This is a genomic window from Mycobacterium sp. NGS17 (assembly GCF_059813205.1).
Genome location: NZ_JCALED010000006.1, coordinates 224,667 through 247,159, shown reverse-complemented (window position 1 = coordinate 247,159; position 22,493 = coordinate 224,667). Strand labels below are relative to the sequence as shown.

Here is a 22,493-nt window from a genome sequence, read left to right as displayed (position 1 = left end):
TCGTCGGGTCCACGGACGAGGGACCGACGGAGGAATCACATTGCCCGTGGGTGTCATCTGCGCCGATTGCGCAGCCGACCACCGCTGACAACGAACGGCTCGCCTTCGACGCTACGCCACTACCGGCCCACTTGGACGCTCGGGTGGCCAGCGACAGCGCACGCAGGCGCGGCGCTGGTCGGCTGACCGCATCTGGAAACTCGCCTGGCAGATGAGCTTTGTCATTTCCGACGGAACGAAATCCCTTGCGGCGCAAGGGATAAGAGACGATTGCTGTTGTCTGTCACGAATCGAGGGATGACGGGTAGGGTAGTGACAACAGCGAGGACGGGGCTACATGGCAATAGAGAACTGGTGCGACGCGGTCGAGATCCACCCATCGCAGGTCCGTGTCGGTGACGTCATCGGCACGCGGCGTCCCACCGAATTGCGTCTGACGGTCAAGATGATCAGTGCTCCACAGAGCGGCCCGGGGCAGTGGACATTTTTCAGTCGAGACGACAACGGTCAGCAGCGAACCAGTACCTTCGGCGATGGCGAATTGGTCCGCAGGTACGCCCAAGCGTCCTGACATCCACGCTCGTCAAGGCCGATCAGCGACGTTGATTTGTAGATCCGGCGGCGTCGGGCCGATCGGAAAATGCCGGGTGCTCGACCGGTTTTGCAGAGGTTTCGCCCGAAGCGACATACTTCGGCGCCTCGGGGTGGGAAAACAAGTTCGACTCGTCCATGAGCTGTCCTTCCGAATGAAGATGTCGGCCGATACGCGCCGCTGCTTGGCGTCGGACGACTATCGAATCGCAGGCGGTCTCAATGATTCGTTCACGATTCGCGGTGACCGCTAGAACGCGGTTCCTCCCCACTCTACAGGTGGCCGGCGCGGTGCATGTCGGGCTCGGGTGAAGACGGTTTGGTCAGGGTATAAGCGCCCTGCTTCCGCCGGCCGCCGGGCCGATCACCATCTAGACCAGGTACTAGGTGAATTAGTAAGCGTTGCAATTATTTTCGAATATTAGCCCACTCGTGCTACCCTGAGCCCGCATGGATGTGTTTGGTACATCCGCATTTGATGAGAGAAGTAAGTAAATGGCACAGGGAACTGTGAAATGGTTCAACGGTGAAAAGGGCTTCGGCTTCATCACCCCTGACGACGGCACGAAGGACCTCTTCGTCCACTACTCCGAGATCCAGGGAAACGGCTATCGCTCGCTCGATGAAAACCAACGTGTTCAGTTCGAGGTTGAGCAAGGAGCCAAAGGACCCCAGGCGGTAGGAGTCAGTACCGTCTGAGATTGACATACGTCACGGTGGGCTGGTGCGGTTGCTTCGTACCAGCCCATCGATGCTTTTTGGACCTGGGTCGCCGGTTGCGACAACCCCGCACCTCTAGCGCGATCCGGACTGACAAACCGGGATAATGACCGCATGCGTCTCGCGTGGGTGCTACGACTGACCACTGCGTTGTCGCTCGTCTCGGTGGGCGGGATACCCACCGCGAACGCCGGACCCGACGTACCACCGGTCAGCGACGCCGCACGGGCGGCCGGGTTCGTCGACGTCCGCAGTGTCATCCCCGATGCGATACTCGATCTGCGCTACGCGACCACCAATAATTTCACCCATACACAGTTGTATCCCTCCGACGCCAGATGCCTTGTGCACCAATCGATGACGCCCGGCCTGGCCGCGGCCGCCGGCGCGCTGCGCCCGCAGGGGCACCTCCTGGTGTTCTGGGATTGCTATCGACCGCACGACGTTCAGGTCAAGATGTTCAATCTGGTCCCGAATCCCGCTTGGGTGGCACGCCCGGGCCCGTACGCACACAGCCACGAGTCGGGCCGTTCGGTCGACGTGACTTTCACGACGACGCAGCAGCCGTGCTCGTCCGGGCTGCACGCGAGCGGTCTCTGCCTGGCCGACATGGGTACCGACTTCGACGATTTCACGCCTCGGGCAACGGCTTTCAACACGCAGGGCATCAGTGCTGACGCTGCGGCGAACCGGGCGGCGCTGCGGTCGGCGATGAACTATGGCGGGCTGAAGGTGTATTCGGGCGAGTGGTGGCATTTCGACGGGCCAGGGGCCGGTGTCGACCGACCGATCGTCGACGTGCCCGTCGACTAGGCGTCTCAAAATACGGGACGCTAGTTTCAGAATGTGACTGTCGACGCGTAGGCTGCCAGACCAGACGCGGCAACCGAGGGGCACAGTGAACGACCAATATCGAGCGACCTACACGCACGGCCATCACGAGTCGGTGTTGCGCTCTCACCAGCGACGCACCGCCGAGGACTCCGCCGCCTATCTGTTACCGCACCTGAGACCGGGGCTGTCCGTGCTCGACGTCGGCTGCGGACCCGGCACCATCACCGCCGACCTGGCCGCGCGAGTCGCACCCGGACCGGTCACCGCGGTCGACCAGGTTGCCGACGTGCTCAGTGTTGCCCGCGACGAAGTCCAGCGACGAGACCTGTCCAACGTCTCGTTCGCCACCGCCGACGTGCACAACCTCGACTCTCCTGACGACGCCTTTGACGTCGTCCACGCGCATCAGGTGCTACAGCATGTGTCCGATCCCATTGCAGCACTTCGAGAAATGCGGCGGGTGTGCGCGCCGGGCGGCATCGTGGCCGCCCGCGACGCCGACTACTCCGGGTTCATCTGGTACCCGGAAGCGTCGGCGCTCGAGCTGTGGCGCGACCTCTACCGCCGCGTCGCGCGCGCGAACCGGGGCGAACCGGATGCGGGCCGGCGACTGCTGTCGTGGGCGCAGCAGGCGGGATTCGTCGACATCACGCCCACCGGCAGCCTGTGGTGTTACGCCACGCCCGAGACGCGCGGCTGGTGGGGCGGAATGTGGGCCGACCGGATTCTGCACTCGGCTGTGGCGCGTGACCTGGTGAGCCTCGACCTGGCGACCACCGCGCAGCTCGAGGAGATCTCTGCCGCGTGGCGAGAATGGGCCGCCGCACCGGACGGCTGGATCGCGATCCCGCATGGCGAGATAATCTGCCGCGCATAGACCGGGGCGGCGGCATAGCGGGGTCCTTTTACCTGCTCAGCGGTGTGGTATTGGCATTCTCTTTTTTTGCAAGTACGTTATTCACCGATGGATAATACGGCCCACACTCCGTCTGGTATCCCGCTGCAGCCCGTATACGGGCCGGCGGACGTAACCGCGGAGCCTCCTCAGCCGGGGGAGTTCCCCTTCACCCGGGGTAACTTCGCCTCCGGCTATCGCGGCAAGCTCTGGACGTTTCGCCAGTACTCGGGCTTCGGCACCGCCGAAGAATCCAACCGCCGGTACCGCTACCTGCTCGAGCAGGGCGGGACGGGGCTGTCGGTTGCGCTCGACCTGCCCACCCAGTGCGGCTACGACTCCGACGATCCCGAATTCGGCGAGGAGGTTGGCCGGGTCGGCGTCGCGGTGGATACCCTGGCCGATTTCGAGATCCTGTTCGACGGAATCCCGTTGGACAAGCTCAGCACGAGCATGACGATCAACGGAACGGCGGCGATCCTGCTGGCGTTCTACGTCGCGGCCGCCGAGAAGAAGGGGATTCCGCGCGAAAAGCTGACCGGGACCATCCAGAACGACATCCTCAAGGAGTACGCCTCGCGGGGGACCTGGATCTGGCCGCCGGAGCCGTCGCTGCGGCTGATCGCCGACACCATCGAATTCTGCGCCGCCGAGGTTCCCCGGTTCAACGCGATCTCGGTGGCCGGGGCGCACTTCCGCGACGCGGGGGCCAACGCGGTGCAGGAGATGGCGTTCACCCTGGCCGACGGGCTGACCTATTGCGACACGGTGGTCGAGCGGGGCCGCATGACGATCGACCAGTTCGCGCCGCAGATCTCGTTCTTCTTCTACACCCATGGGGACTTCTTCGAGGAGATCGCCAAATACCGTGCGGGACGGCGCCGTTGGGCAACGATCGTGCAGGAGCGCTACGGGGCGAAGACGGCGAAGGCGGCGATGTTCCGCTTCGGTTGCGTCTGTGGTGGCGCGTCGCTGTACGCGCCGCAGGCCCACAACAACATCGTCCGGGTGGCCTACGAGGCGATGGCCGCGGTGCTCGGCGGCGTGCAGTCGATGTTCACGGCGGCCTGGGACGAGCCGTTCGCGCTGCCGACCGAGGAGACCACGACACTGGCGCTGCGCACCCAGCAGATCCTGGCGCACGAAACCGGCGTCGCCAGCGTCGCGGACCCGCTCGGCGGCTCCTACTTCGTCGAGGCGCTGACCGATGCGACCGAGGAGCGCATCATCGAGATCATGTCCGACCTCGAGCGGCACGGCGGCATGGTGCAGGCCATCGAGGACGGTTATTTGCAGGGCCTGATCGCCGACGAAGCCTTCACCCTGCATCAGCAGGTCGAAGCCGGCACCCGGCCCGTTGTCGGGGTCAACCGGTTCGTGACGGAGGAACTCGCCCACGATGTCGTCACCTACGAACTCGACGCCGAAGGACGTGACCTGCAGCTCAAGCGGCTGTCCAAAGTGAAGGCCGAACGGGATTCGGCCGCAGTGCAATCCGCGTTGGCCGCACTGTCGCGGTCGGCTGCGGGAGACGACAACCTGATGCACAAGCTGATCGACTGTGCCAACGCCTACTGCACGGTCGGGGAGATGGTCTCCGCGCTCAAGGCGGTGTGGGGCGAATTCCAACAACCGGTGGTGTTTTAGATGGCTGTCCGCGTTCTAGTTGCCAAACCCGGCCTGGACGGCCATGACCGCGGCGCGAAGATCGTCGCCCGCACCCTACGTGACGCCGGGTTCGAGGTCATTTACACCGGCATCCGCCAGCGCATCGAGGACATCGCGTCGATCGCCGTCCAGGAGGACGTGGCGGTGGTCGGATTGAGCATCCTGTCGGGTGCGCACCTGGCCCTCACCGCGCGCACGGTGGAAGCTCTGCGCGCCGCCGATGCCGCCGACATCGCCGTCGTCGTCGGGGGCACCATCCCCCATGCGGACGTCCCCAAGCTGCTCTCCGCCGGCGCGGCCGCGGTATTCCCCACCGGGACGCCGCTGGACGACCTGGTGCGCGACATCCGCGCACTGACCGGCACGGCGGACATCGACTCGAACGAACCCGTCACGGAGGAACCATGCGCGTCGGAGTGATGATCGGCGCCGAGCGGGGCGACATGGCCCGCAAGGTGGACAAGCTGGCCTCCGACATCGAATGGGCCGAATCCGCCGGCCTGGACACCGCCTGGATGCCGCAGGTGCCCAACGACTTCGACTGCCTGACCATGGTGTCGCTGATGGCGGCCCACAGCTCGCGCATCGAACTGGGTACCGCGGTGGTGCCGCTGCAGGCCCAGCACCCCATCGCCCTTGCCCGCCAAGCCCTCTCGACGCATGCGATGGCCCGTGGACGGCTGGCGCTGGGTGTCGGGCCGTCGCACCACTGGATCATTCGCGACATGCTCGGCCTGCCGTACGAGAAGCCGGCCGCCTACACCCGCGACTACCTCGAGGTGCTCAATGCAGCCGTTGCCGGGCCGGGATCGGTTGACGTCGAGAACGATTCGTTCACGGTGCACAATCCGCTGGCCATCGGGGCCGACACCCCGATGCCGGTGCTCGTCGCCGCGCTGGGGCCGGTGATGCTGCAGATTGCCGGTGAACTGGCCGACGGCACCGTGCTGTGGATGGCCGACGAACGCGCGATCGGTGATCACATCGCTCCGAAGATCACCAAGGCCGCCGCGGACGCCGGTCGCCCCGCACCGCGGATCGTCGCGGGAATCCCGGTATGCCTGTGTGCGGCTGGACGAATCGACGAGGCCAGGGAGCGGGCCAACCGCATCCTGGGCGAGGCCGAGGTGTCGCCCAACTATCAGCGCCTGCTGGACCGCGGTGACGCCCGCGACGTCGGCGACCTGTGCGCGGCCGGTGACGAGGAACAGATCTTGGCGCGGATGCGTGGCTTCGCCGACGCCGGCGTGACCGACTTGTCGGTGCGGCTGCTTCCCATCGGTGACAACCGCGACGAGCTGGTCGCGTCCAAACAGCGCACCCGGGAAATGATCGCCTCACTCGCCGCGGAATTGCGTTGACCGCAAACGACTCCGGGCCGCTGGCCGGGATACGCATCCTCGAGGTCGGCACCATGCTGGCGGGGCCGTACGCGACCATGCTGCTCGCCGATCTCGGTGCCGAGGTCACCAAGATCGAACCGGCCGGCGGCGAGATCTCCCGCAGCGTCGGCGCCACCTATTTCGCCAGCCTCAACCGCAACAAGTCCAGCGTCACGCTGGACCTCAATTCCGATGCCGGACAGCAGCGATTGGGTGAACTGGTCGCCGAATCCCATGCGCTGCTGGTGAACCTCAAGCCGTCGGCCATCCGGCGGCTGGGCCTGACCTACGACGAGTTGCGACGGCACAACGAGCGGATCGTCTGCGTGGCGATCACCGGCTTCGGGCTGTACGGCGGCGATGATCCGGCCTTCGATTACGTGGTGCAGGCGGGTGTCGGCACCGCCGCGTTGACCGGCGATCCGGACGGCCCGCCGACGCTGCCCGGCTACTCCTCGGCCGACAATTCCACCGGAATGACCGCGGCGCTGGGGTTGTTGGCGAAAATCATCTCGGGCACCGGCGGGCAGGTGGATGTGTCGCTGCGCGACGTCATGCTGTCCCAGCTGAACTACCACGCGTCGGCCTATCTCAACGGCGGCTTCGAGCCGCAGCGCCGCCCCCACGGGGCCCACTCCTATTACGTTCCCGCTCAGCTCTTTCCGACGGCCGAGGGATATCTGGCGCTGTTCATCACGCATGACGGCTTCTGGAAGTCGTTCGCCGCCGAAGCGGGCATCGGGGGTTTCGAAACGATGGCCGAGCGAGTCGCCCGCCGTGACGAAGTGCTGGCGGTCGTGACGGCGATGCTGGCCACCGACAGCGCCGTCGGGTGGGAACGACGGCTGCGCCCGCTGGGAGTTCCGGCCGCGGCCGTCAGAACGCTGCCCGAGGCGCTCGAGGCGACGCCGGAAGTGGTCGTGACGGCGGGCGAATTCCGTTTGGTGGGCAGCCCGATCCACGTCTCGGGGTATGAACCCGAGTACCGTCCGGCGCCGGAGCTTCCCGAGCAGGCCCAGTAGCCGCCGAACGTCAAGTTAATTTCACACTCGCGGTCGAGCGTGAAATTAACTTCACGCTCGAGTCCGGCGCCGGAGCCCGAGTAGCGCGCCGCTCAGGTTTGCGCAGGCCCGGTGAGCACAGCCTCGGCGATCTTGCGGAAGGCCGCCAGCAGACGGCTGCGATCCCCAGCGCGACAGGCCAATACGACATGGCTGGGTTCGACCCCTTCCAGCGGGACCGTGGTGATGTCCGGCCGCACACCGTTGCCGTAGACGCCCGCCGTGATCGCCACGGCTTGCCCCGAGGCGATGAGTTCGAACTTGTCCTCTAGCGCCTCGATGAACGGGCCATCGGGTGCGCGGCGGCCGTCGGGTCGCGGATCGATGCGCCAGAAGGCGCTCCAGGCCGGATCCGAATGCCGCACCCGCGGCATGGGTTCGTCGGCGATGTCGTCGAGGGTGACCGATTTCCGGCCGGCCAGGCGATGGTCGACTGGTATCGCCAGCACCCGCGGTTCGTCGTACAGGATCGTCACGTGCAGCCCTTCGGTCGGAAACGGCAGCCGGGTCACCACCGCGTCCACCCGATGGCCGAGCAACGCGTCGAGCGCCTGGTCCCAATCCAAATGCGTGACTTGGACATCGGCTTCGGGATGCTCGCGGCGCATCTCGCGCACCGCGGGTGTGACGATCATGCCCATCGTGTAGCCGATGGTGATCCGGCTGGGCTGCGCGGCCGCTCGCGCCTGCGCGGTGGCTTGGGCTGCCGAACGTAGCAGCGCCTTGGCCCGGGGCAGAAACACCTCGCCCGCCTCCGTGAGCCGGGTGCCCTGCGGGGTGCGGTCCAACAGGCGGACGCCGAGTTGCTGCTCGAGCCGGCGGATCTGGCGGCTCAACGACGGCTGCGCGACACGTAGCGCTGAGGCGGCCCGGCCGAAGTGCCGATGCTCGGCGACGACGACGAAGTAACCCACCAGCCGCAGGTCGAGGTCCACCACCGGCGATGCCGAGTCGGTCATGCGCCCAGTGTAATGCGATCTCGCCCTGCTACGCGCCGCAGAAGGCTTGGTGAGGTGCCGTGATGACTGAATTGCATGGCGCGATATGAAACAGGACTTGGACACCGCCATCCGGCCGCCATTGACTTGATGGCATACCTCCAGGCGACCAGAAGGGAACCCTCATGCACGTCTTTGTCACGGGCGCGACCGGTCACATCGGCTCCGCCGTTGTCACCGAACTCCTCGATGCCGGGCACCAGGTCACCGGATTGGCGCGGTCGGACGCGGGCGCCGCCGCCTTGCACGCCGTGGGGGCGACACCCCGACGCGGAGATCTCGACGACCTCGACGGCCTGCGCGCCGCGGCGGCGGCCTCCGACGGCGTCATCCACCTCGCCTTCAAGCATGACTTCGACGACTTCGCGGGCGCGGCCGAGACGGACCTGCGCGCCGTGCGCGCCCTCGGGGAAGCACTCGTCGGTTCCGATCGGCCGTTCGTCAGCACTTCGGGATCTCTGCTGCTTGCACTGTTGGGGCAGGGCGGTGTCGCCACCGAGCAGGACACGCTGCCATCCGGACCGCGGGTCGACTCCGAGAACGCGGTGATCGCGCTCGCCCAGCGAGGGGTTCGGTCGTCGGTGATCCGCCTTGCCCCGCTGGTGCATAGCGACCTCGATCACCATGGCTTCGCCCACCACCTGATCAACGTCGCCCGCGAGACCGGCGTGTCCGGCTACCTTGGCGATGGCGCCAACCGCTGGCCGGGTGTGCATACGCTCGACGCCGCACGCTTGTACCGGCTGGCGCTCGAAAACGCGCCCGCCGGAACGCGTTTGCACGGCGTCGACGATGAGGGTGTGCCGTTCCGCGACATCGCCGCGGTCATCGGTCGTCACCTGGACGTGCCGACGTCCAGCATCGCCGCCGAAAATGCCAGCCACTTCGGCTTTCTCGCGCTATTCGCCTCCCTGGACAATCCGACGTCGAATGCGTTGACGCAGAAGATCCTTGACTGGCACCCCGAGCAACCGGGGCTGCTCGAGGACCTCGATGCCGGCCACTACTTCGGCGAGTGAGCGCAACAGTGACTGACTCGGTGATCGCCTCGGCACGCCAGGCGCTGGGCCCGGTCGGGGTGTGTCTGCCCGTATCGTTCACCAGCACACCGCCGGCCGACCTGTTGCGGCAGGCCGCGCGCCGTCTGGAAGACGCCGGGTACGGCGCTGTCTGGACCAACGAGGTCATCGGCAAGGACGCCTTGGTGCAGCTCGGCGTGCTGTTACCCGCCACCGACCGAATGACCTTCGGCACGTGCATCGCCAACATCTGGGCGCGGCCGGCCCAGACCATGCACGCCGCGGCCGCCCAACTGGCGCAGGCGTATCCGGGCAGAATCGCGCTGGGGTTAGGCGTCGGCTACCCGGAGCAGGCGGCCGGCGTCGGCCGCGAATTCGGCAGTCCGCTGGCCACCATGCGCGACTACCTGGAGGCCATGGACAGCCCGACGTGGCCGCCGGCACCCGACGCGCCCTATCCCCGGATCGTCGCGGCCAACGGGCCGAAAATGCTTGCGCTGGCCGGCGATAAGGCGAATGGGGCATTCCCCGGCGGGATGCCGCCGGAGTTCACCGCCCGGGCCCGCGAGGCGCTCGGACCCGACAAGCTCCTGGTCGTTGGCCTGTCGGTGGCGCGCGACATCGAGGCCGCGCGCGAGGCGGTGTCTGCCAGACTGGGCCTGCCGTCTTACGCGTCGAGGCTGGCGAAGCTGGGCTACCCGGCTGGTGACATCGACGATGTGAGCGATCGACTGGTCAATGCGCTTGTCGCGCATGGCGATCCGGAGGACATCGCGGCCAAGGTGGGGGATCACCTGGCGGCGGGTGCGGATCACGTCGCGCTGCTTCCGTCCATTGACGGTGAATTTGCCGCCGGCATAGGACAATTCGAAGAGCTGGCTTCGACGCTGATCGGCTAGCCGCCGTTCGGGCCTCAAGAGTTGGACGGCGCGAGCTGCTTTTCCTGATACAGCCGCGCCCACTCGGCCCGCGAATGGATCGACACGTCCACGTCACTTCCCTTGGCGCGCAAGGCCTTGACGGTCGCCTGCTCGCGAGGGGTCCGGGCGAACGGGTCCCATCCGAAGAACTTGCACGAGTTCTGCCAGGTGATCTTGTCGATGTCGGAATCGTCGGCCCCGGCAGCGTTCAACTCGGCGAGCACCTGCTCGGGCGCGTCCGGCCAGAAGCAGTCCGAGTGCGGGTAGTCGCACTCCCAGGCGATGATGTCGATGCCGATCTCATGGCGCAGCTTCAGCGACGTCTTGTCGGTGACGTAGCACGCCAGCGAGTGTTCGCGGAAGACGTCACTGGGCAGTTGAGAACCGAAGTCGCGGCGGAGCCATTTCTGGTTGGTGTAGTGGCGGTCGCTGCGATCCAGATAGAACGGAATCCAGCCGATACCGCCTTCGGAGAAGGCGAATTTGAGATCCGGATAGTTGCGCATCGCCGGGCCCCACAGCAGATCCTGGGCGCACATCGCCGACACCTGGGTGGCCAGGATGATCAGGTTGTCGATCGGCGCGTTGGGCGCCATGCTGATCGCCCCGAATCCGGTGCCGATGTGAAGACACATCACCACGTTCTCCTCGGACAACGTGCGGAACACCGGACCCCAGTAGTCCTCGTCGTGGTAGCTCGGAAGTCCTTCCAGGTGAGGCAACTCCGGCATGGTGACCGCGCGGCAGCCCTTCGCGGCGACGCGGCGGATCTCGGCGCACATGCCCTCGGGTGTCCAGGTCGGCAGGATCGCGATCGGGATGAAGCGGTCCGGGTGGGACCCGGCCCATTCGTCGATGTGCCAGTCGTTGTAGGCCGACACCATCACCAGGGTGACGTCTTCGCGCGTCATGTTGAGGTGACGGGCCGAAAAGCCGGTGAACGTTGGGAAACACATCGACGCGAGGATGCCGTTGCGGTTCATGTCCCGGACGCGTTCGTGGACGTCGTAAACGCCGGGACGCATCTCGGCGAAACCGGCGGGATCGCGGCCCCACTCCTCGGCCGGCCAGGACACCACGGCGTTGAGTCCGCTCACGCCCTGCGGCCTGCCCTGGTACATCCACTGGTCGACGCCCTTGTCGTCGGTGACGACGACGGGCGCGTCGTCCCGGTACTTGGCGGGCACGTGCCGCACGAACATGTCCGGTGGTTCCACCACGTGGTCGTCGATGCTCACCAAGATCAGGTCATCGACCTTCATCAAGCAGTCCTCTCCCGCGCAGCCCGAATTCGATCAGCCGCTGCGCTCGGTGGTGGTCTCGAGCAGTCGTGGAATGGGCGCCGGATCCAGCTGCAGGGCATCCGACATGTGCAACTGCCCAGCGTTGGCGATCATGTTGTCCAGGATCGCCTGCAGGTCGTCGCCCTCGATCTCGTAGATGGCGACATAGGGTCCGTCGGCGTCAACGGGACGCAGCCGGCGCGCCGAGACGAATCCGTCCAGGGCGACGAGCTCACCCAGGTGCACCTCGTCGTACCAGGTGTTGTACTCCTGTTCGCGCTCGGGCGAACTGGGTCGGCTTTCCACGAGGATGATGCCCTTGGCCATCGTCGCCGCCACCTCTCTGGTTGCTACTCGTAGCGCACCGTGACCGAGTCCGTATCCGGAACGCCCTGGCACGTCAGAATGTAACCCTCGGCGACCTCGTCCTCCTCGAGAGCGTCGTTGACCCGCATGGTGGCATGGCCGTCTTCGAGCTTGGCCATGCACGTACCGCAGTTGCCGGCTTCGCAACTGAAGGGGGGCTCTAGCCCGGCCCGTCGCGCGGTCTCCAAGAGAGTCTCGCCCGGGACGATGGGCACCGATACCTTCTTGCGGTCGAGATGAATCGTCACCGTTCCGGCGCTGGAGCCGTTTGTTGCCGGATCTGTCACCCGCGAGGTCCCCTCGATGGTCCGGGTGATCGTCACTGCGACCGCCCCCTCTCACGTATTTGCATTCTTCAGTATAGAGAATACTATTCTCACGAAGCGACAGCATCTTCTCAAGACTGTATGGATGTCGGGTCAGCCCGGTCTGTCAGGGAAGGACGGGACGTGACCGAGCCGGCGGCGCTCGCGTTCGAGGAACGGCGATTCAGCGCGCCCGAACTCAACGCGCTGGCCGACGGGTGGGCCGCTAAACTGGCAAAATACGGTGTCACCCAGGGTCAACGCGTCGCCGTGATGGCGTCGAATCGGCCGGAGTTCCTCGCCGTGGTGCTGGCGATCTGGCGACTGGCGGCCACCGCCGTGCTCATCAGCCCCGCGTGGAAGCGCGACGAGGTCGCCCATGCGCTCGCGCTGACCAACCCCGAGCACGCCGTCGGGGACCAACCGGTGCTGGCCGGTCTGATGCCGGTGTTGCATCTGGACGATCCGGTCGCGCCCGCGGAGCCGATAGCCCTCGGCGCGCCGCCCACGAACGACGCGGCGCTGGTGTTCAGTTCCGGCACCACGGGGCTGCCGAAGGCCGTCCGGCACACCCACGCCTCGCTGGGCGAGGCGGTGCGGCATTGGCGCCAAGCGTTGCAACTGACGCACCAGGACCGGATCCAGGTTGCGACACCGCCGTCACACATCCTGGGACTGTTGAACCTGCTGACCGCCCTCAAGGTCGGCGCCTGTGTGCGGCTGCACCGCCGGTTCGACATCGACCGGATGCTGCAGCACATCCAAAGTGACCGCATCACAGTAGAAATGGCGGTCGCACCCATCGCGCTGGCGATGGCCTCGCATCCCGACCTCGAGTCCTATGATCTGTCCTCGCTGCGTTACATCATGTGGGGGGCCACGCCGGTCAGCACCCATGTCGCAGAGGCGGTGACCCGGCGCGCCGGAGTGCGTTGGCTTCCGGCTTACGGAACCACGGAATTGCCTGTCGTAGCGTGTAATCCGATCGATGGGCCGCGGCTCGACACCGTCGGACGGGCGGTGCCGGGCGTGGACCTACGAGTCGTTTCACTGGAGACCGGCGAGCCGGTCGGCCCGGGGGAGGTCGGTGAGATCCAGGCCCGGTCGGCGTCGCTCATGGCCGGATACTTGCCGGCCGAAGCGACCGGCGAGGCGGTCCGTGACGGGTGGTACCGCACCGGGGATGTCGGCTGGCTCGACAGCGGCGGATGGTTGCGAATCACCGATCGCCTCAAAGAGATGATCAAGGTGCGCGGCTTCCAGGTTGCGCCCGCCGAAATCGAGACGGTGCTGCACGGCCATCCGGCCGTCAAAGACTGCGCGGTGTTCGGCATCCCCGACGGGCTCAACGGCGAAGCCGTCGTCGCCGCGGTGGCGACGTCCGGTCCCGTCGATGCGGCCCAATTGACCGCCATGGTGGACGACAAACTGGCGACCTATAAACATCTGAGCCGGGTGGTGTTCGTCCCCGAAATTCCCCGCCTGCCCTCCGGCAAGGTGCTGCGCCGAGTGCTGAAGGAGCGCCATGGATGTACGTCTGACAGCTGAACAACGGCAACTACGCGATGCCGCCGGCAAGCTTGCCGACGATCTCGGGCCGGCCACGGTGCAGGATCTCGACGACCAGGATCGAATTGCCCGCCTGGACAAGCAGATCGAGAACACCGGGTGGCGGTCGTTGCGTTCCGACGGCGCATCCGGCGTCGAGGTGGCCATCGTGGCCGAGGAATTCGGGCGCCGTTTGGTTGACACGCCGTTTCTCGGCCCGGTGCTCGCCGACGATCTGGGCCGCCACGTCGGTGCGGACGTGTCCGCGGCCACCGTCGCCTTCGACGATCGGGTGATCGACGCCCGCGGCGCCCGGCGCGCCCTGTCGCTTTCGGACGGCTCGGTCCTCGCCGTCGATGTGCAGGCGTCGCCGCAGAGCGTCGACCTCACGCGGGCCGACGGAACGATCGCCGGCGCGCCGGAGCCGTTGGGCGATGTGTCGCCCGAGGTCGCCGCACAATGGCGGGCCCTCGCGTTGGTCACCACGACGGCCGACTTGGTCGGCATCGCCCGGGGCGCACACGCCGTCGCCTGTGACTACGCGAAAATCCGTGAACAGTACGGCAAGCAGATCGGCTCGTATCAGGCCATCGCACACCTGTTGGCCGAAAGCCTTGCGCTGATTGAGGGTTCGGTGAGCGTGTTGCGTCATGCCGCGTGGGCGGTGGACGAGCTTGCCGCCGCCGAAGCCGACCGGGCCGCCCAAATCGCAAAGGTCTACTGCGCGCGCGCCACCCGGACCGTCTGCGAGACGGCCATCCAGGTGCACGGCGGTATCGGCAACACCTGGGAATGCGTGGCGCACGTCTACCTGCGCCGGGCCCTCACATCGACCGAGCTGTGGCCGGTCGCGTTGAAGGAGATCGATCTTGGACTTTCGTGACTCACCCGATGAAGCCGCCTTCCGGGAGCGGCTGCGCACCTGGCTTGCCGCACACGCCAAGGAGTACTCCGGCTCGGGTGACGAGTACTGGGTGCGCATGGCCGACTGGCATCGCGCGTTGTACGACAACGGATTCTTCGGCCTGTCCTGGCCACGCGACTGGGGCGGCAAAGACCTGGCACCGGTCTACGACGTCATCGTCGACGAGGAGTTGGTGCGTGCCGGTGCGCCCCCGCGCCCCAGCGTCGGATATCTGGTGTACGGCATCGGCGCTCATGCCAGCGATGAGCTCCGGAAGCGCTTCCTGCCCGGCATCATCAACGGCACCGAGCGCTGGTGTCAGGGCTTCAGCGAACCGGGCGCCGGCTCGGACCTCGCGTCGTTGACCACCACCGCTCGCCCCGAAGGCGACAACTATGTGGTGAACGGGCACAAGATCTGGACCAGTTATTCCGATGTGGCGGACCGGTGCCTGTTGCTGGCCCGCACCGACCCCGAGGCCAAGCGCCACCGCGGCCTGTCCGCTTTCGTTCTCGACATGAAACAGCCTGGCGTGCAACAACGCCCGCTGCAGATGATCAACGGGGTGACCAACGAATTCGGTCAGGTGTTCTTCGATGATGCGACGGTGCCGGCGGACCGGATGGTAGGCGCTCCCGGCGATGGCTGGGCCGTGGCCATGACCGTCGTCGGGCATGAGCGTGAGCCGTCCACGCTCGGCTACGCGGCCCGCTACGGCAAGCTCGTTCGAGAGTTGTTGTCGCGCAACGACGGAGAAGTGCCCGAAGAGTTGGCGTGGGCCGCGGTTCAGTCGGACATGCTGACCCATCACGTGCGGCGGCGGCTGTCCGAGCAGCTCGACGGGGTATCGCACGGCTCGGAAGGTTCGCTGGACAAGCTGCTGATGACGTGGGTCGAGCAATCCGTCGGGCATGCGGCCCTTGCCGTTACGGGGACTCGCGATCCCGACCTGCTGAGCGCCTACCTGTACAGCCGGGCGCAGAGCGTCATGGGCGGAACATCACAAATACAGAAGAACATCATCGCTTCACGAATCTTGGGATTGTAGGAGTGATCGCGAGCGCGGGCGAAGCCCGGGTGAAGCGGGTCACGACCATTGAAGGAGTGATCGCGAGCGCGGGCGAGGCCCGGGTGAAGCGGGTCACGACGATTGAAGGAGTGATCGCGAGCGCGGGCGAGGCCCGGGTGAAGCGGGTCACGACCATTGAAGGAGTCTGACGTGTACGACATGCCTACCGAAATCGACGTTCAGGCCGACGGTGCCTTGCGCATCATCACGCTCAACAGGCCGGATTCGCTCAACTCCGTCAACGACAACCTGCACGTCGGACTGGCACGGTTGTGGCAGCGACTGACCGATGACCCCACGGCCCGTGCCGCGGTGATCACCGGCGCAGGCAGAGCGTTCTCGGCGGGTGGCGATTTCACGTATCTGGAAGAGCTGGCGAACGATGCCGAGCTGCGCGCCAAGACGATTCGGGACGGGCGCGAGATCGTGTTGGGCATGGCCCGCTGCCGCATTCCCGTGGTGGCGGCGGTCAACGGTCCCGCCGTCGGCCTGGGCTGCAGTCTGGTGGCACTCAGCGACATCGTCTACATCGCCGAGGACGCTTACCTGGCCGACCCGCATGTGCAAGTCGGGCTGGTGGCCGCCGACGGTGGACCGTTGACCTGGCCACTGCACATCAGCCTGCTGCTGGCCAAGGAATTCGCCCTCACCGGCACCCGAATCAAGGCGCAGCGCGCCGTCGAGCTCGGCCTGGCCAACCATGTGGTCGACGACCCGGTTGCCGAGGCGATCGCCGCCGCCAGAAAGATTTTGGAATTTCCGCAGCAGGCGGTGGAGAGCACCAAGCGGGTGCTCAACATTCATCTGGAGCGGGCCGTGCTCGCGAGCCTGGACTATGCACTCTCTGCCGAAAGTCAGTCGTTCGTCACCGAGGACTTCCGGGCCAACGTCGCGAAATTCAACGCGGCAAAGAAGAACTGAGGTCGTTGCCGCCGGTCGTCCTCAGGCGTCGTGCCGGTGCAGGAAATCGCGCATCACGAAGTCGAACTTGTCTGGCTCCTCGATGAAGGGCATGTGGGCGCTGGCTTCGAACAGCTCGAAGCGCGAGCCAGGAATGCGTTGGTGCATATCCCACATGTGTTCGGGCACGCATTCGTCATACCTGCCCGCGATCACCAGTGTGGAGACGGCGATTTCATGGAGCCTCTCGAACACATCCCAGTTGCGGATCGTCCCGACGATGCGAAAGTCGCTGGGGCCGAACATGGTCTCGAAGATTTCGGCGCCCATGTTCCGGAACGCATCCTCGAGCTCTCGCGGCCACGGCCGTACCCGGCACAGGTAGGTTTCGTTCCAGGTGCGGATGGCGGCCCGATATTCGGGCGCGTGCGTGCTGCCGGCGGCTTCATGCTGGTCGATGGCGGCCTGGGTGGCCGGGTCTAGCTCGGACTTCAAGCGCGCCACTATGTTCGCGAACGCTGGGATGGAGGCGATGCTGTTCGAGATGGTCAGGCTCGCGGCGCCGGGCGGTGCCACGTCGAGCACATACTGCTGGGCCAGCATCCCGCCCCACGAATTGCCGAAAAGATGGAAGCGGTCCAAATCCAGGGCTCGCACCACGGCGTCCATCTCGGCCACCGAGCGCTCCATGGTCCAAAGCCCGCGGTTGGGTGGGCATGTCGAGTTTCCGCAGCCGAGCTGATCCCAGAAGATGACCTCGCGCTCCGTGGCCAACCGCCCCAGCGACCGCAGGTAATCGTGCGGCAGTCCCGGGCCGCCGTGAATGACGAGCAGCGGAAAACCCGGACCCCCACCGGTCCGTTTGAACCACACGTTGCCGCCCGGGACTGCGATCGTCCCCTCCGGCGCAGTCGTCGCGTCCGCCATCAGCAGCAGTGTAGGCAATCGTGGCCCACCCGCGGTGGGCTGCGGCGAGGGCCGCTCCTTGCGACCCGTACTCTCGCAATGAGAGAATATGGTTCTCATGAACGAGTGGATCGCTCTTGAAGTTCGGCACCTGCTGGCTGAACTGGAGAAGGCCCGTGTCTGAAGCCGACCGGTGGAGTGGGCTCGGCGACGGTGATCGAGGTCGCGGCACCATAATGCGTACATGATCATCGCTGATCTGATTGCCCGCGCGCGCAATGGATCTCCCCGCGCCGCCGGTCGCCTCCTCAGCCTCGTGGAGAGCGAGCAGCGCGACGAGGTCTTGGCGACGATCGGTCCCGCACCGGACGGCATGGGACCGGTCGTCGGCATCACGGGGCCGCCGGGCGCGGGAAAATCGACGACGGTGGGCGCGCTGGTCAGCGCCTACCGCGGACGCGGCCTCCGGGTGGCGGTATTGGCGGTGGACCCGTCGTCCCCGTTCAGTGGCGGCGCGCTCCTGGGCGATCGAATTCGAATGGCCGCGCATATCAACGATTCCGACGTACTCATCCGGTCGGTGGCAACCCGTGGGCATCTGGGCGGCCTTGCGGCCGCGGTTCCGGCGGCCATCCGGCTGCTCGGCGCGATCGGTTACGACGTGGTCCTGCTGGAGACGGTGGGGGTGGGGCAGTCCGAGATCGAGATCGCCGCGGTCGCCGACCCGACCATCGTCATTCTCAATCCCGGTGCGGGCGACGCGGTTCAGGCCGCCAAGGCGGGCGTGCTGGAAGTCGCCGACATCGTGGCGGTCAACAAGGCGGACCGGGACGGTGCCGAACAGACGGTTCGGGATCTCCGGGCCGAAACCAGCGCCCCCATCGTTTCGTTGATCGCCGCCCGGGGCGAGGGCATCGAAGACTTGATGGCCGCGATCGAGGACCACCGCCGCACCGACAGCCGCGCCCGCAGGCTGGCCCGAGCCCGGGCCCAGATTCTGTCGCTGGCGCAAACCCGGCTGCGTACCCAGCCCGATCTCGACCGGCTGGCCGAGGCGGTCGTCGACGGCGAACAGGACCCGTACACGGCTGCCGATCAGCTGATCTCACCTGCCGCGACTCAAACGGACTGACCGTCCCCTGCCCCGATCGGGGGACGTGCGTCCCCTGCGGTCGCCCTGAGTTGAGGGTCAGGCAGATCAGTTGAGACCCAATTTGGTTCGGGTTAGCGTACACGTCGGCGTTGCTGTGCGAGTCGTGAACGAATCTTTTGATGCCTCGACACTTTTGGGCCTTTGATCCGGTGCTAGTCATTACCGGCGGCGGCAAGTTCCCTAGTTGTTGGTGGGTGGTGGTTGGGGTTGGAAGGGTGTGTACCACCACCAGTCGGCGCGTTCGCCGGTAGGTCCCGCACACGGCGCCACCGCAGGCGGGGGTGTGGTTGGTGGGCACGCCAGCGATCCCGGGCTTAGTGCTCGGCCCGCGTCGTCGATGACGGTGAGCGCGCCGGCGGGTCCGGTGATGGTGATCATGCCGCGATGGTGCAAGCGGTGGTGATAAGGGCAGAGCAGTACCAGATTGGCCAACTCGGTGGGGCCGCCGTCTTCCCAGTGCCGCAGGTGATGGGCGTGAAGACCGCGGGTGGCCCCACAGCCGGGCACCACGCAGGTGCGGTCGCGGTGCTCGAGCGCGCGGCGCAGCCGCCGGTTGATCACGCGGGTCGACCGACCTGAGCCGATGACCTCGCCGTGACGTTCCAACCACACCTCGCAGGTGGCATCACACATCAAGTAGCGGCGCTCGGCGTCGGACAGCAGCGGACCCAGATGCAATGCCGCCGCACGCTTTTCAACGTCGAGGTGCACCACCACGGTGGTGTGCTGCCCGTGTGGACGGCGGGCCGCCTCGGCGTCCCAACCCGCCTCGATGAGGCGCATAAACGCCTCACCAGTGTTCGGCAACGGGGGCCGCTGACCTGAAGCACTCGCGCCCTCGCCGTGATCGCGTTTCCACTGGGCGATCAGCGCATCCCGATGAGACGCCAACGCCGCGTCGAACTTCGCTGCATCCAGGTGGCCAAGTGTGATCCGATAGCAGCTGCCGTGCTCGCTGGTGGTCGCGGTGATCGACCGCTCGGGCTCGGGCCGCGGTTCGGGGTCAGGTCGGGGTTCCAGCTTCACCGCGGTGCGCAGCTGATTGACCGTGGCCACCGACGCCAGCTGCGCGTAATGCTCATCCGAGCCCTGCCCGGCGCGCGCCGCGATGACGCCGACCTGATCTAGCGACAGCCGACCTTCCCGCATGCCCGCCGCGCAGCGCGGGAACTCCTGCAGCCGGCCCGCGATGGTGGCGATTGTGTGGGCGTTGGCCGGCGAGCAGCCGGTCTTCCAGGCCACCAACGCCGGCACCGACCGCGCGCCGGTCATGCCGCACAGCTCGTCGCGCTCGATCTCGGCCACGATCTCCACCATGCGCCCATCAATCGCGTTGCGCTGACCGGTCAACTCCGCCAACTCCTCGAACAACACCTCAAGACGCTCTTTAGGACTGGCCACCACGACGCCGGCGGATGCGTTCGAAGACATGACCCCATCATCGCAGCCACCACCGACAAAACCGGCGCGCAGCCGCCCGAGGTCCCACCACGGCCCACCCGAAAGCTGGTGAGATTCACGAGGATTGATCCAAAGTTGTGCGTTAATCAGCAATCGCTGACGAGCAGGCGGTAGCCGGCGTCGAGTTGTTGTTGCTCAAGCAGATCGACGTGCCGCTGCTGCCATCTTCCCGAGTGCAGGTCGGCCGCGAGCCGGGCCAGGCCGTCGTCCAGCGAGCTTTGATCCGCATACGCCAACATGGAAATACCCGCGCGGACGGTGGCGTCAAGATAGGCCTCGGGTCTACGCCAATAGGCGGCACCGAATCCGTCGGTGCAGTCATGTGGTACGGGCACCGTGTGCACCTCCGCCCCTCCCAGTAACTCAACAAGTCGCGCGATTGGAACATGAAGCTCTTCGTTGATCCGAGCGGCGGCGGGCAGGTATTCGCTAAGCAACCAGAACTTCTCAATCACGGATTGATCCCACGTCAGCACGACTATCCGGTGGCGCACGACGCGGCGCAATTCGTCGATTCCGGCCATCAGGTCATGCCAGTGGTGCACTGTCAGCATCGCCATCGCGGCGTCAACGCACCTGTCGCGCAGTGGCAAGGCCTCCGCCATACCCTGGACACACGGCGCTGCTCCCACGGGACGCTGCGCGATCATCACCATGCTGGGCTCGACCGCGGCGACCGTCTGGGCCGGTTCATAGGAGCCCGTTCCTGCCCCGACGTTGACGACCGTGCCCATCGTGGCGAGCGCGGCATGCACTTGCGCGGCGATCCGCGGATCGGCACGACGAGTGCTGCGATAGGTAGCACCGATCCGGTCGTAGGCGACCATCAACTCAGGATGACGCAAGGGGGTTCGAATACGCCAGCATCGGCGCCTGCCCGGTTTCAACTAAATCAGGTCGATCGACTTCCCGGTGGCCGCCGCGTGGCCCGCTCGGTACCCGAAAACCATTGCAGGACCCAGTGTTCCGCCGGCGCCGCCGTAGGCCCGCCCGGTCACGCCACCCATCGCATTTCCCGAGGCGAAAAGGCCCGGTATCGGCTCGCCGCTGACATGCAAAACGCGGGCGTCGTGATCGGTGCGCGGTCCACCCTTGGTGCCCATCGCGCCGATGCTCACCGGAACCGCGTAAAACGGGGCGGTGTCGATCGGGCCCAGCGTCTTACCGGCCGGGGTGGTCGCGCTGTCGTCGCCCCAGTAGCCGTCGTAAGCGCTGGAGCCGCGGCCGAAGTCGGGGTCTGCGCCGGCAGCCACATGGCGGTTCCAGTTTTCGACGGTGCGGGTGAGACCGTCGGCGTCGATGCCGGTCTTGGCGGCCAACTCGGTGAGGTCGGCCGACTCACAGAACCAGTCCGGGACGGGTTGGCCCGGCTCAATACCGAGAAAACCGTAGCGCTGCAGGTGAATCGAATCGAACACCATCCATCCGCGGTCGTTGACGTAGCCGCCGCGAGGATCCAGGTAATGGAAGGCGCCGGCCATCGAGTTGTAATCGCAGGCCTCGTTGACGAAGCGCCGGCCGGCCGAGTTGACGATGATGCTGCGGGGCCGCGTTCTTTCCAGCCGCACGCTGCGGCTGCGCGGCTTGCCCTCGATGGTGTCGCCCGGGATCTGGACGATCGGCACCCACCACGCTTCGCCCATGTTGGTCAGGTCGGCCCCGTGCTCCATCGCCATGCGCAAACCGTCGCCGGTGTTGTTGGGCGGCGAGACGGCGCCGTGCATGGGGCCGCGCAGAAAGGCTTGTGTCAGTGCGGAATCCCACTCGAAGCCGCCGGTGCCCAAGATGACGCCATGCCGAGCGCGAACACTGATCATCCGATCCGGCAGGGCCACGCGCACCCCGGTGATTTCCCCGTTTTCGGCGATGAGTCCTTCGGCCCGCGCATTGGTGTGTGGGGTCACCCCGGCGTCCAGCAGGCCCTTGAGGAGCCCGGCTATCAGCGCTGTGCCGGCGACGCACAGATGGCTGGTTCGTTCGTCGATCGCCGCGTGCAGGCGCGCCCGAGTCTCGGCATCGAAACCGACGTTGGACCAGTCCGCCGGGAAAGACGTTATCCGCGTTGCCCATTCGCCGAGCTGGGCCAGATCGAAGGGAGCGGCGCTCAGCGACCTGCCCCCCGTCGGCTGCCCGCCCGGTAGTTCGGGACGGTAGTCGGGGAAGCCGGTCGCAATCTCGAACTGAAGACCGCTGTGTGCCTCGATGAAATCGAGCATCGCCGGCCCGGTGCGCACGAACGTTTCGACCAGCTCGTCGTCCATCGATCCCAGCGACTGGGCGCGCAGGTAGCGCAACGCATCGGCGGGCGTCAATTCGCAGTCGGCAGAACGGTTATGGGCGGGGATCCACACGATGCCGCCAGAGACGGCGGTGGTGCCGCCGACGGTCGGAGCCTTTTCGTAGACCGCCACCGAGGCTCCCGCGACGGCGGCGGTCAGCGCTGCGGTGAGGCCGGCGCCGCCACTGCCGAGCACGACGACGTCGACTTCGTGGTCCCATGACATGGGCTG

At 66.3% G+C, this 22,493-nt stretch carries 25 protein-coding genes; 16 read left to right on the top strand and 9 right to left on the bottom strand.

The genetic code is table 11. From position 1 onward, the window contains the following. Positions 1-337: 337 nt before the first annotated feature. On the top strand, positions 338-571 hold the full coding sequence (locus AC5Y7E_RS15595) for a hypothetical protein (RefSeq protein WP_499918829.1): 234 nt from the start codon (positions 338-340) through the stop codon (positions 569-571). Between the two features lie 22 nt (positions 572-593). Here the strand turns inward: AC5Y7E_RS15595 and AC5Y7E_RS15590 are convergent, their stop codons facing one another. Next, positions 594-731, bottom strand: a complete 138-nt coding sequence (locus tag AC5Y7E_RS15590) for a hypothetical protein (protein ID WP_499949666.1) — start codon at positions 729-731, stop codon at positions 594-596. Positions 732-1,086: 355 nt separating this feature from the next. Between AC5Y7E_RS15590 and AC5Y7E_RS15585 the strand changes: the two genes are divergently transcribed. From AC5Y7E_RS15585 to AC5Y7E_RS15555, 7 genes are all read left to right on the top strand, one after another. Next, the gene (locus tag AC5Y7E_RS15585) at positions 1,087-1,290 is read left to right on the top strand and encodes a cold-shock protein (protein ID WP_065028413.1); all 204 of its coding nucleotides are present in this window, start codon (positions 1,087-1,089) and stop codon (positions 1,288-1,290) included. 135 nt (positions 1,291-1,425) lie between these two features. Continuing rightward, the gene (locus AC5Y7E_RS15580; RefSeq protein WP_499949665.1) at positions 1,426-2,124 is read left to right on the top strand and encodes a M15 family metallopeptidase; all 699 of its coding nucleotides are present in this window, start codon (positions 1,426-1,428) and stop codon (positions 2,122-2,124) included. Between the two features lie 85 nt (positions 2,125-2,209). Further along, on the top strand, positions 2,210-3,022 hold the full coding sequence (locus AC5Y7E_RS15575) for a methyltransferase domain-containing protein (protein WP_499949663.1): 813 nt from the start codon (positions 2,210-2,212) through the stop codon (positions 3,020-3,022). Between the two features lie 87 nt (positions 3,023-3,109). Further along, positions 3,110-4,687: a methylmalonyl-CoA mutase family protein gene (locus tag AC5Y7E_RS15570; protein ID WP_499949662.1), complete on the top strand. Its 1,578-nt coding sequence runs from the start codon at positions 3,110-3,112 to the stop codon at positions 4,685-4,687. After that, positions 4,688-5,128: a cobalamin B12-binding domain-containing protein gene (locus AC5Y7E_RS15565; RefSeq protein ID WP_067349370.1), complete on the top strand. Its 441-nt coding sequence runs from the start codon at positions 4,688-4,690 to the stop codon at positions 5,126-5,128. After that, a complete protein-coding gene (locus AC5Y7E_RS15560) occupies positions 5,113-6,069 on the top strand; it encodes an LLM class F420-dependent oxidoreductase (protein ID WP_499949660.1) in 957 nt (318 codons plus the stop codon). The genes AC5Y7E_RS15565 and AC5Y7E_RS15560 overlap by 16 nt, the downstream gene beginning before the upstream one ends. Positions 6,070-6,122: 53 nt before the next feature. Then, positions 6,123-7,112, top strand: a complete 990-nt coding sequence (locus AC5Y7E_RS15555; RefSeq protein WP_499949771.1) for a CaiB/BaiF CoA transferase family protein — start codon at positions 6,123-6,125, stop codon at positions 7,110-7,112. A 92-nt stretch (positions 7,113-7,204) separates the two neighbouring features. Here AC5Y7E_RS15555 and AC5Y7E_RS15550 read toward each other — a convergent pair whose 3' ends face one another. Beyond that, on the bottom strand, positions 7,205-8,110 hold the full coding sequence (locus AC5Y7E_RS15550) for a LysR family transcriptional regulator (RefSeq protein ID WP_499949659.1): 906 nt from the start codon (positions 8,108-8,110) through the stop codon (positions 7,205-7,207). 164 nt (positions 8,111-8,274) lie between these two features. Between AC5Y7E_RS15550 and AC5Y7E_RS15545 the strand changes: the two genes are divergently transcribed. Continuing rightward, the gene (locus AC5Y7E_RS15545; RefSeq protein WP_499949658.1) at positions 8,275-9,168 is read left to right on the top strand and encodes an SDR family oxidoreductase; all 894 of its coding nucleotides are present in this window, start codon (positions 8,275-8,277) and stop codon (positions 9,166-9,168) included. Between the two features lie 20 nt (positions 9,169-9,188). Continuing rightward, complete coding sequence (locus AC5Y7E_RS15540; RefSeq protein WP_499949769.1) at positions 9,189-10,067, top strand: TIGR03620 family F420-dependent LLM class oxidoreductase; 879 nt, start codon at positions 9,189-9,191, stop codon at positions 10,065-10,067. 14 nt (positions 10,068-10,081) lie between these two features. Here AC5Y7E_RS15540 and AC5Y7E_RS15535 read toward each other — a convergent pair whose 3' ends face one another. Genes AC5Y7E_RS15535 through AC5Y7E_RS15525 form a run of 3 tightly spaced genes read right to left on the bottom strand, consistent with a single transcriptional unit; the run spans position 10,082 to position 12,060 of the window. Beyond that, positions 10,082-11,350: an amidohydrolase family protein gene (locus AC5Y7E_RS15535; RefSeq protein ID WP_499949657.1), complete on the bottom strand. Its 1,269-nt coding sequence runs from the start codon at positions 11,348-11,350 to the stop codon at positions 10,082-10,084. Positions 11,351-11,383: 33 nt separating this feature from the next. Beyond that, complete coding sequence (locus tag AC5Y7E_RS15530) at positions 11,384-11,698, bottom strand: hypothetical protein (RefSeq protein ID WP_499918797.1); 315 nt, start codon at positions 11,696-11,698, stop codon at positions 11,384-11,386. Between the two features lie 23 nt (positions 11,699-11,721). Then, the gene (locus AC5Y7E_RS15525; RefSeq protein WP_499918796.1) at positions 11,722-12,060 is read right to left on the bottom strand and encodes a 2Fe-2S iron-sulfur cluster-binding protein; all 339 of its coding nucleotides are present in this window, start codon (positions 12,058-12,060) and stop codon (positions 11,722-11,724) included. Between the two features lie 126 nt (positions 12,061-12,186). Here AC5Y7E_RS15525 and AC5Y7E_RS15520 point away from each other — a divergent pair, with 126 nt between their 5' ends. From AC5Y7E_RS15520 to AC5Y7E_RS15500, 5 genes are read left to right on the top strand one after another with little or no spacing between them, the layout of a single operon-like run. Next, positions 12,187-13,590 carry a class I adenylate-forming enzyme family protein gene (locus AC5Y7E_RS15520; protein WP_499949655.1) on the top strand — a complete coding sequence of 468 codons (1,404 nt, stop codon included), beginning with the start codon at positions 12,187-12,189 and terminating at the stop codon, positions 13,588-13,590. Further along, positions 13,568-14,473, top strand: coding sequence for an acyl-CoA dehydrogenase family protein (locus AC5Y7E_RS15515; RefSeq protein ID WP_499918792.1), 906 nt, complete (start codon positions 13,568-13,570; stop codon positions 14,471-14,473). Before AC5Y7E_RS15520 ends, AC5Y7E_RS15515 begins: the two co-directional genes overlap by 23 nt. Beyond that, positions 14,460-15,542: an acyl-CoA dehydrogenase family protein gene (locus tag AC5Y7E_RS15510; RefSeq protein WP_499918788.1), complete on the top strand. Its 1,083-nt coding sequence runs from the start codon at positions 14,460-14,462 to the stop codon at positions 15,540-15,542. The genes AC5Y7E_RS15515 and AC5Y7E_RS15510 overlap by 14 nt, the downstream gene beginning before the upstream one ends. Positions 15,543-15,544: 2 nt before the next feature. Further along, the gene (locus tag AC5Y7E_RS15505) at positions 15,545-15,712 is read left to right on the top strand and encodes a hypothetical protein (protein ID WP_499949654.1); all 168 of its coding nucleotides are present in this window, start codon (positions 15,545-15,547) and stop codon (positions 15,710-15,712) included. A 1-nt stretch (position 15,713) separates the two neighbouring features. Next, positions 15,714-16,484, top strand: a complete 771-nt coding sequence (locus AC5Y7E_RS15500; RefSeq protein ID WP_499918782.1) for an enoyl-CoA hydratase/isomerase family protein — start codon at positions 15,714-15,716, stop codon at positions 16,482-16,484. A gap of 21 nt (positions 16,485-16,505) precedes the next feature. Here AC5Y7E_RS15500 and AC5Y7E_RS15495 read toward each other — a convergent pair whose 3' ends face one another. Continuing rightward, entirely contained in the window at positions 16,506-17,390 is an 885-nt protein-coding gene (locus AC5Y7E_RS15495) for a proline iminopeptidase-family hydrolase (RefSeq protein ID WP_499918781.1), read from the bottom strand. Between the two features lie 223 nt (positions 17,391-17,613). On the opposite strand from AC5Y7E_RS15495, the gene meaB reads away from it, so the two are divergent. Continuing rightward, positions 17,614-18,501: a methylmalonyl Co-A mutase-associated GTPase MeaB gene (gene meaB / locus AC5Y7E_RS15490; RefSeq protein WP_499918780.1), complete on the top strand. Its 888-nt coding sequence runs from the start codon at positions 17,614-17,616 to the stop codon at positions 18,499-18,501. Between the two features lie 201 nt (positions 18,502-18,702). Here the strand turns inward: meaB and AC5Y7E_RS15485 are convergent, their stop codons facing one another. The 3 genes from AC5Y7E_RS15485 to AC5Y7E_RS15475 all read right to left on the bottom strand — a co-directional run bounded on the left by AC5Y7E_RS15485 (position 18,703) and on the right by AC5Y7E_RS15475 (position 22,487). Continuing rightward, positions 18,703-19,953, bottom strand: a complete 1,251-nt coding sequence (locus AC5Y7E_RS15485; protein WP_499918779.1) for an HNH endonuclease signature motif containing protein — start codon at positions 19,951-19,953, stop codon at positions 18,703-18,705. A 116-nt stretch (positions 19,954-20,069) separates the two neighbouring features. After that, positions 20,070-20,810, bottom strand: coding sequence for a class I SAM-dependent methyltransferase (locus AC5Y7E_RS15480; RefSeq protein WP_499918778.1), 741 nt, complete (start codon positions 20,808-20,810; stop codon positions 20,070-20,072). A gap of 60 nt (positions 20,811-20,870) precedes the next feature. Further along, positions 20,871-22,487, bottom strand: coding sequence for an FAD-dependent oxidoreductase (locus tag AC5Y7E_RS15475; protein ID WP_499918776.1), 1,617 nt, complete (start codon positions 22,485-22,487; stop codon positions 20,871-20,873). Between the last annotated feature and the right edge of the window lie 6 nt (positions 22,488-22,493).

Bases quoted from the DNA above. Each gene is read 5' to 3' on its own strand.
- AC5Y7E_RS15595 (WP_499918829.1), top strand. From the start codon at position 338: ATGGCAATAGAGAACTGGTGCGACGCGGTCGAGATCCACCCATCGCAG.
- AC5Y7E_RS15590 (WP_499949666.1), bottom strand. From the start codon at position 731: ATGGACGAGTCGAACTTGTTTTCCCACCCCGAGGCGCCGAAGTATGTC.
- AC5Y7E_RS15585 (WP_065028413.1), top strand. From the start codon at position 1,087: ATGGCACAGGGAACTGTGAAATGGTTCAACGGTGAAAAGGGCTTCGGC.
- AC5Y7E_RS15580 (WP_499949665.1), top strand. From the start codon at position 1,426: ATGCGTCTCGCGTGGGTGCTACGACTGACCACTGCGTTGTCGCTCGTC.
- AC5Y7E_RS15570 (WP_499949662.1), top strand. From the start codon at position 3,110: ATGGATAATACGGCCCACACTCCGTCTGGTATCCCGCTGCAGCCCGTA.
- AC5Y7E_RS15565 (WP_067349370.1), top strand. From the start codon at position 4,688: ATGGCTGTCCGCGTTCTAGTTGCCAAACCCGGCCTGGACGGCCATGAC.
- AC5Y7E_RS15560 (WP_499949660.1), top strand. From the start codon at position 5,113: ATGCGCGTCGGAGTGATGATCGGCGCCGAGCGGGGCGACATGGCCCGC.
- AC5Y7E_RS15555 (WP_499949771.1), top strand. From the start codon at position 6,123: ATGCTGGCGGGGCCGTACGCGACCATGCTGCTCGCCGATCTCGGTGCC.
- AC5Y7E_RS15550 (WP_499949659.1), bottom strand. From the start codon at position 8,110: ATGACCGACTCGGCATCGCCGGTGGTGGACCTCGACCTGCGGCTGGTG.
- AC5Y7E_RS15545 (WP_499949658.1), top strand. From the start codon at position 8,275: ATGCACGTCTTTGTCACGGGCGCGACCGGTCACATCGGCTCCGCCGTT.
- AC5Y7E_RS15535 (WP_499949657.1), bottom strand. From the start codon at position 11,350: ATGAAGGTCGATGACCTGATCTTGGTGAGCATCGACGACCACGTGGTG.
- AC5Y7E_RS15530 (WP_499918797.1), bottom strand. From the start codon at position 11,698: ATGGCCAAGGGCATCATCCTCGTGGAAAGCCGACCCAGTTCGCCCGAG.
- AC5Y7E_RS15515 (WP_499918792.1), top strand. From the start codon at position 13,568: ATGGATGTACGTCTGACAGCTGAACAACGGCAACTACGCGATGCCGCC.
- AC5Y7E_RS15495 (WP_499918781.1), bottom strand. From the start codon at position 17,390: ATGGCGGACGCGACGACTGCGCCGGAGGGGACGATCGCAGTCCCGGGC.
- meaB (WP_499918780.1), top strand. From the start codon at position 17,614: ATGATCATCGCTGATCTGATTGCCCGCGCGCGCAATGGATCTCCCCGC.
- AC5Y7E_RS15485 (WP_499918779.1), bottom strand. From the start codon at position 19,953: ATGTCTTCGAACGCATCCGCCGGCGTCGTGGTGGCCAGTCCTAAAGAG.
- AC5Y7E_RS15480 (WP_499918778.1), bottom strand. From the start codon at position 20,810: ATGGTCGCCTACGACCGGATCGGTGCTACCTATCGCAGCACTCGTCGT.
- AC5Y7E_RS15475 (WP_499918776.1), bottom strand. From the start codon at position 22,487: ATGTCATGGGACCACGAAGTCGACGTCGTCGTGCTCGGCAGTGGCGGC.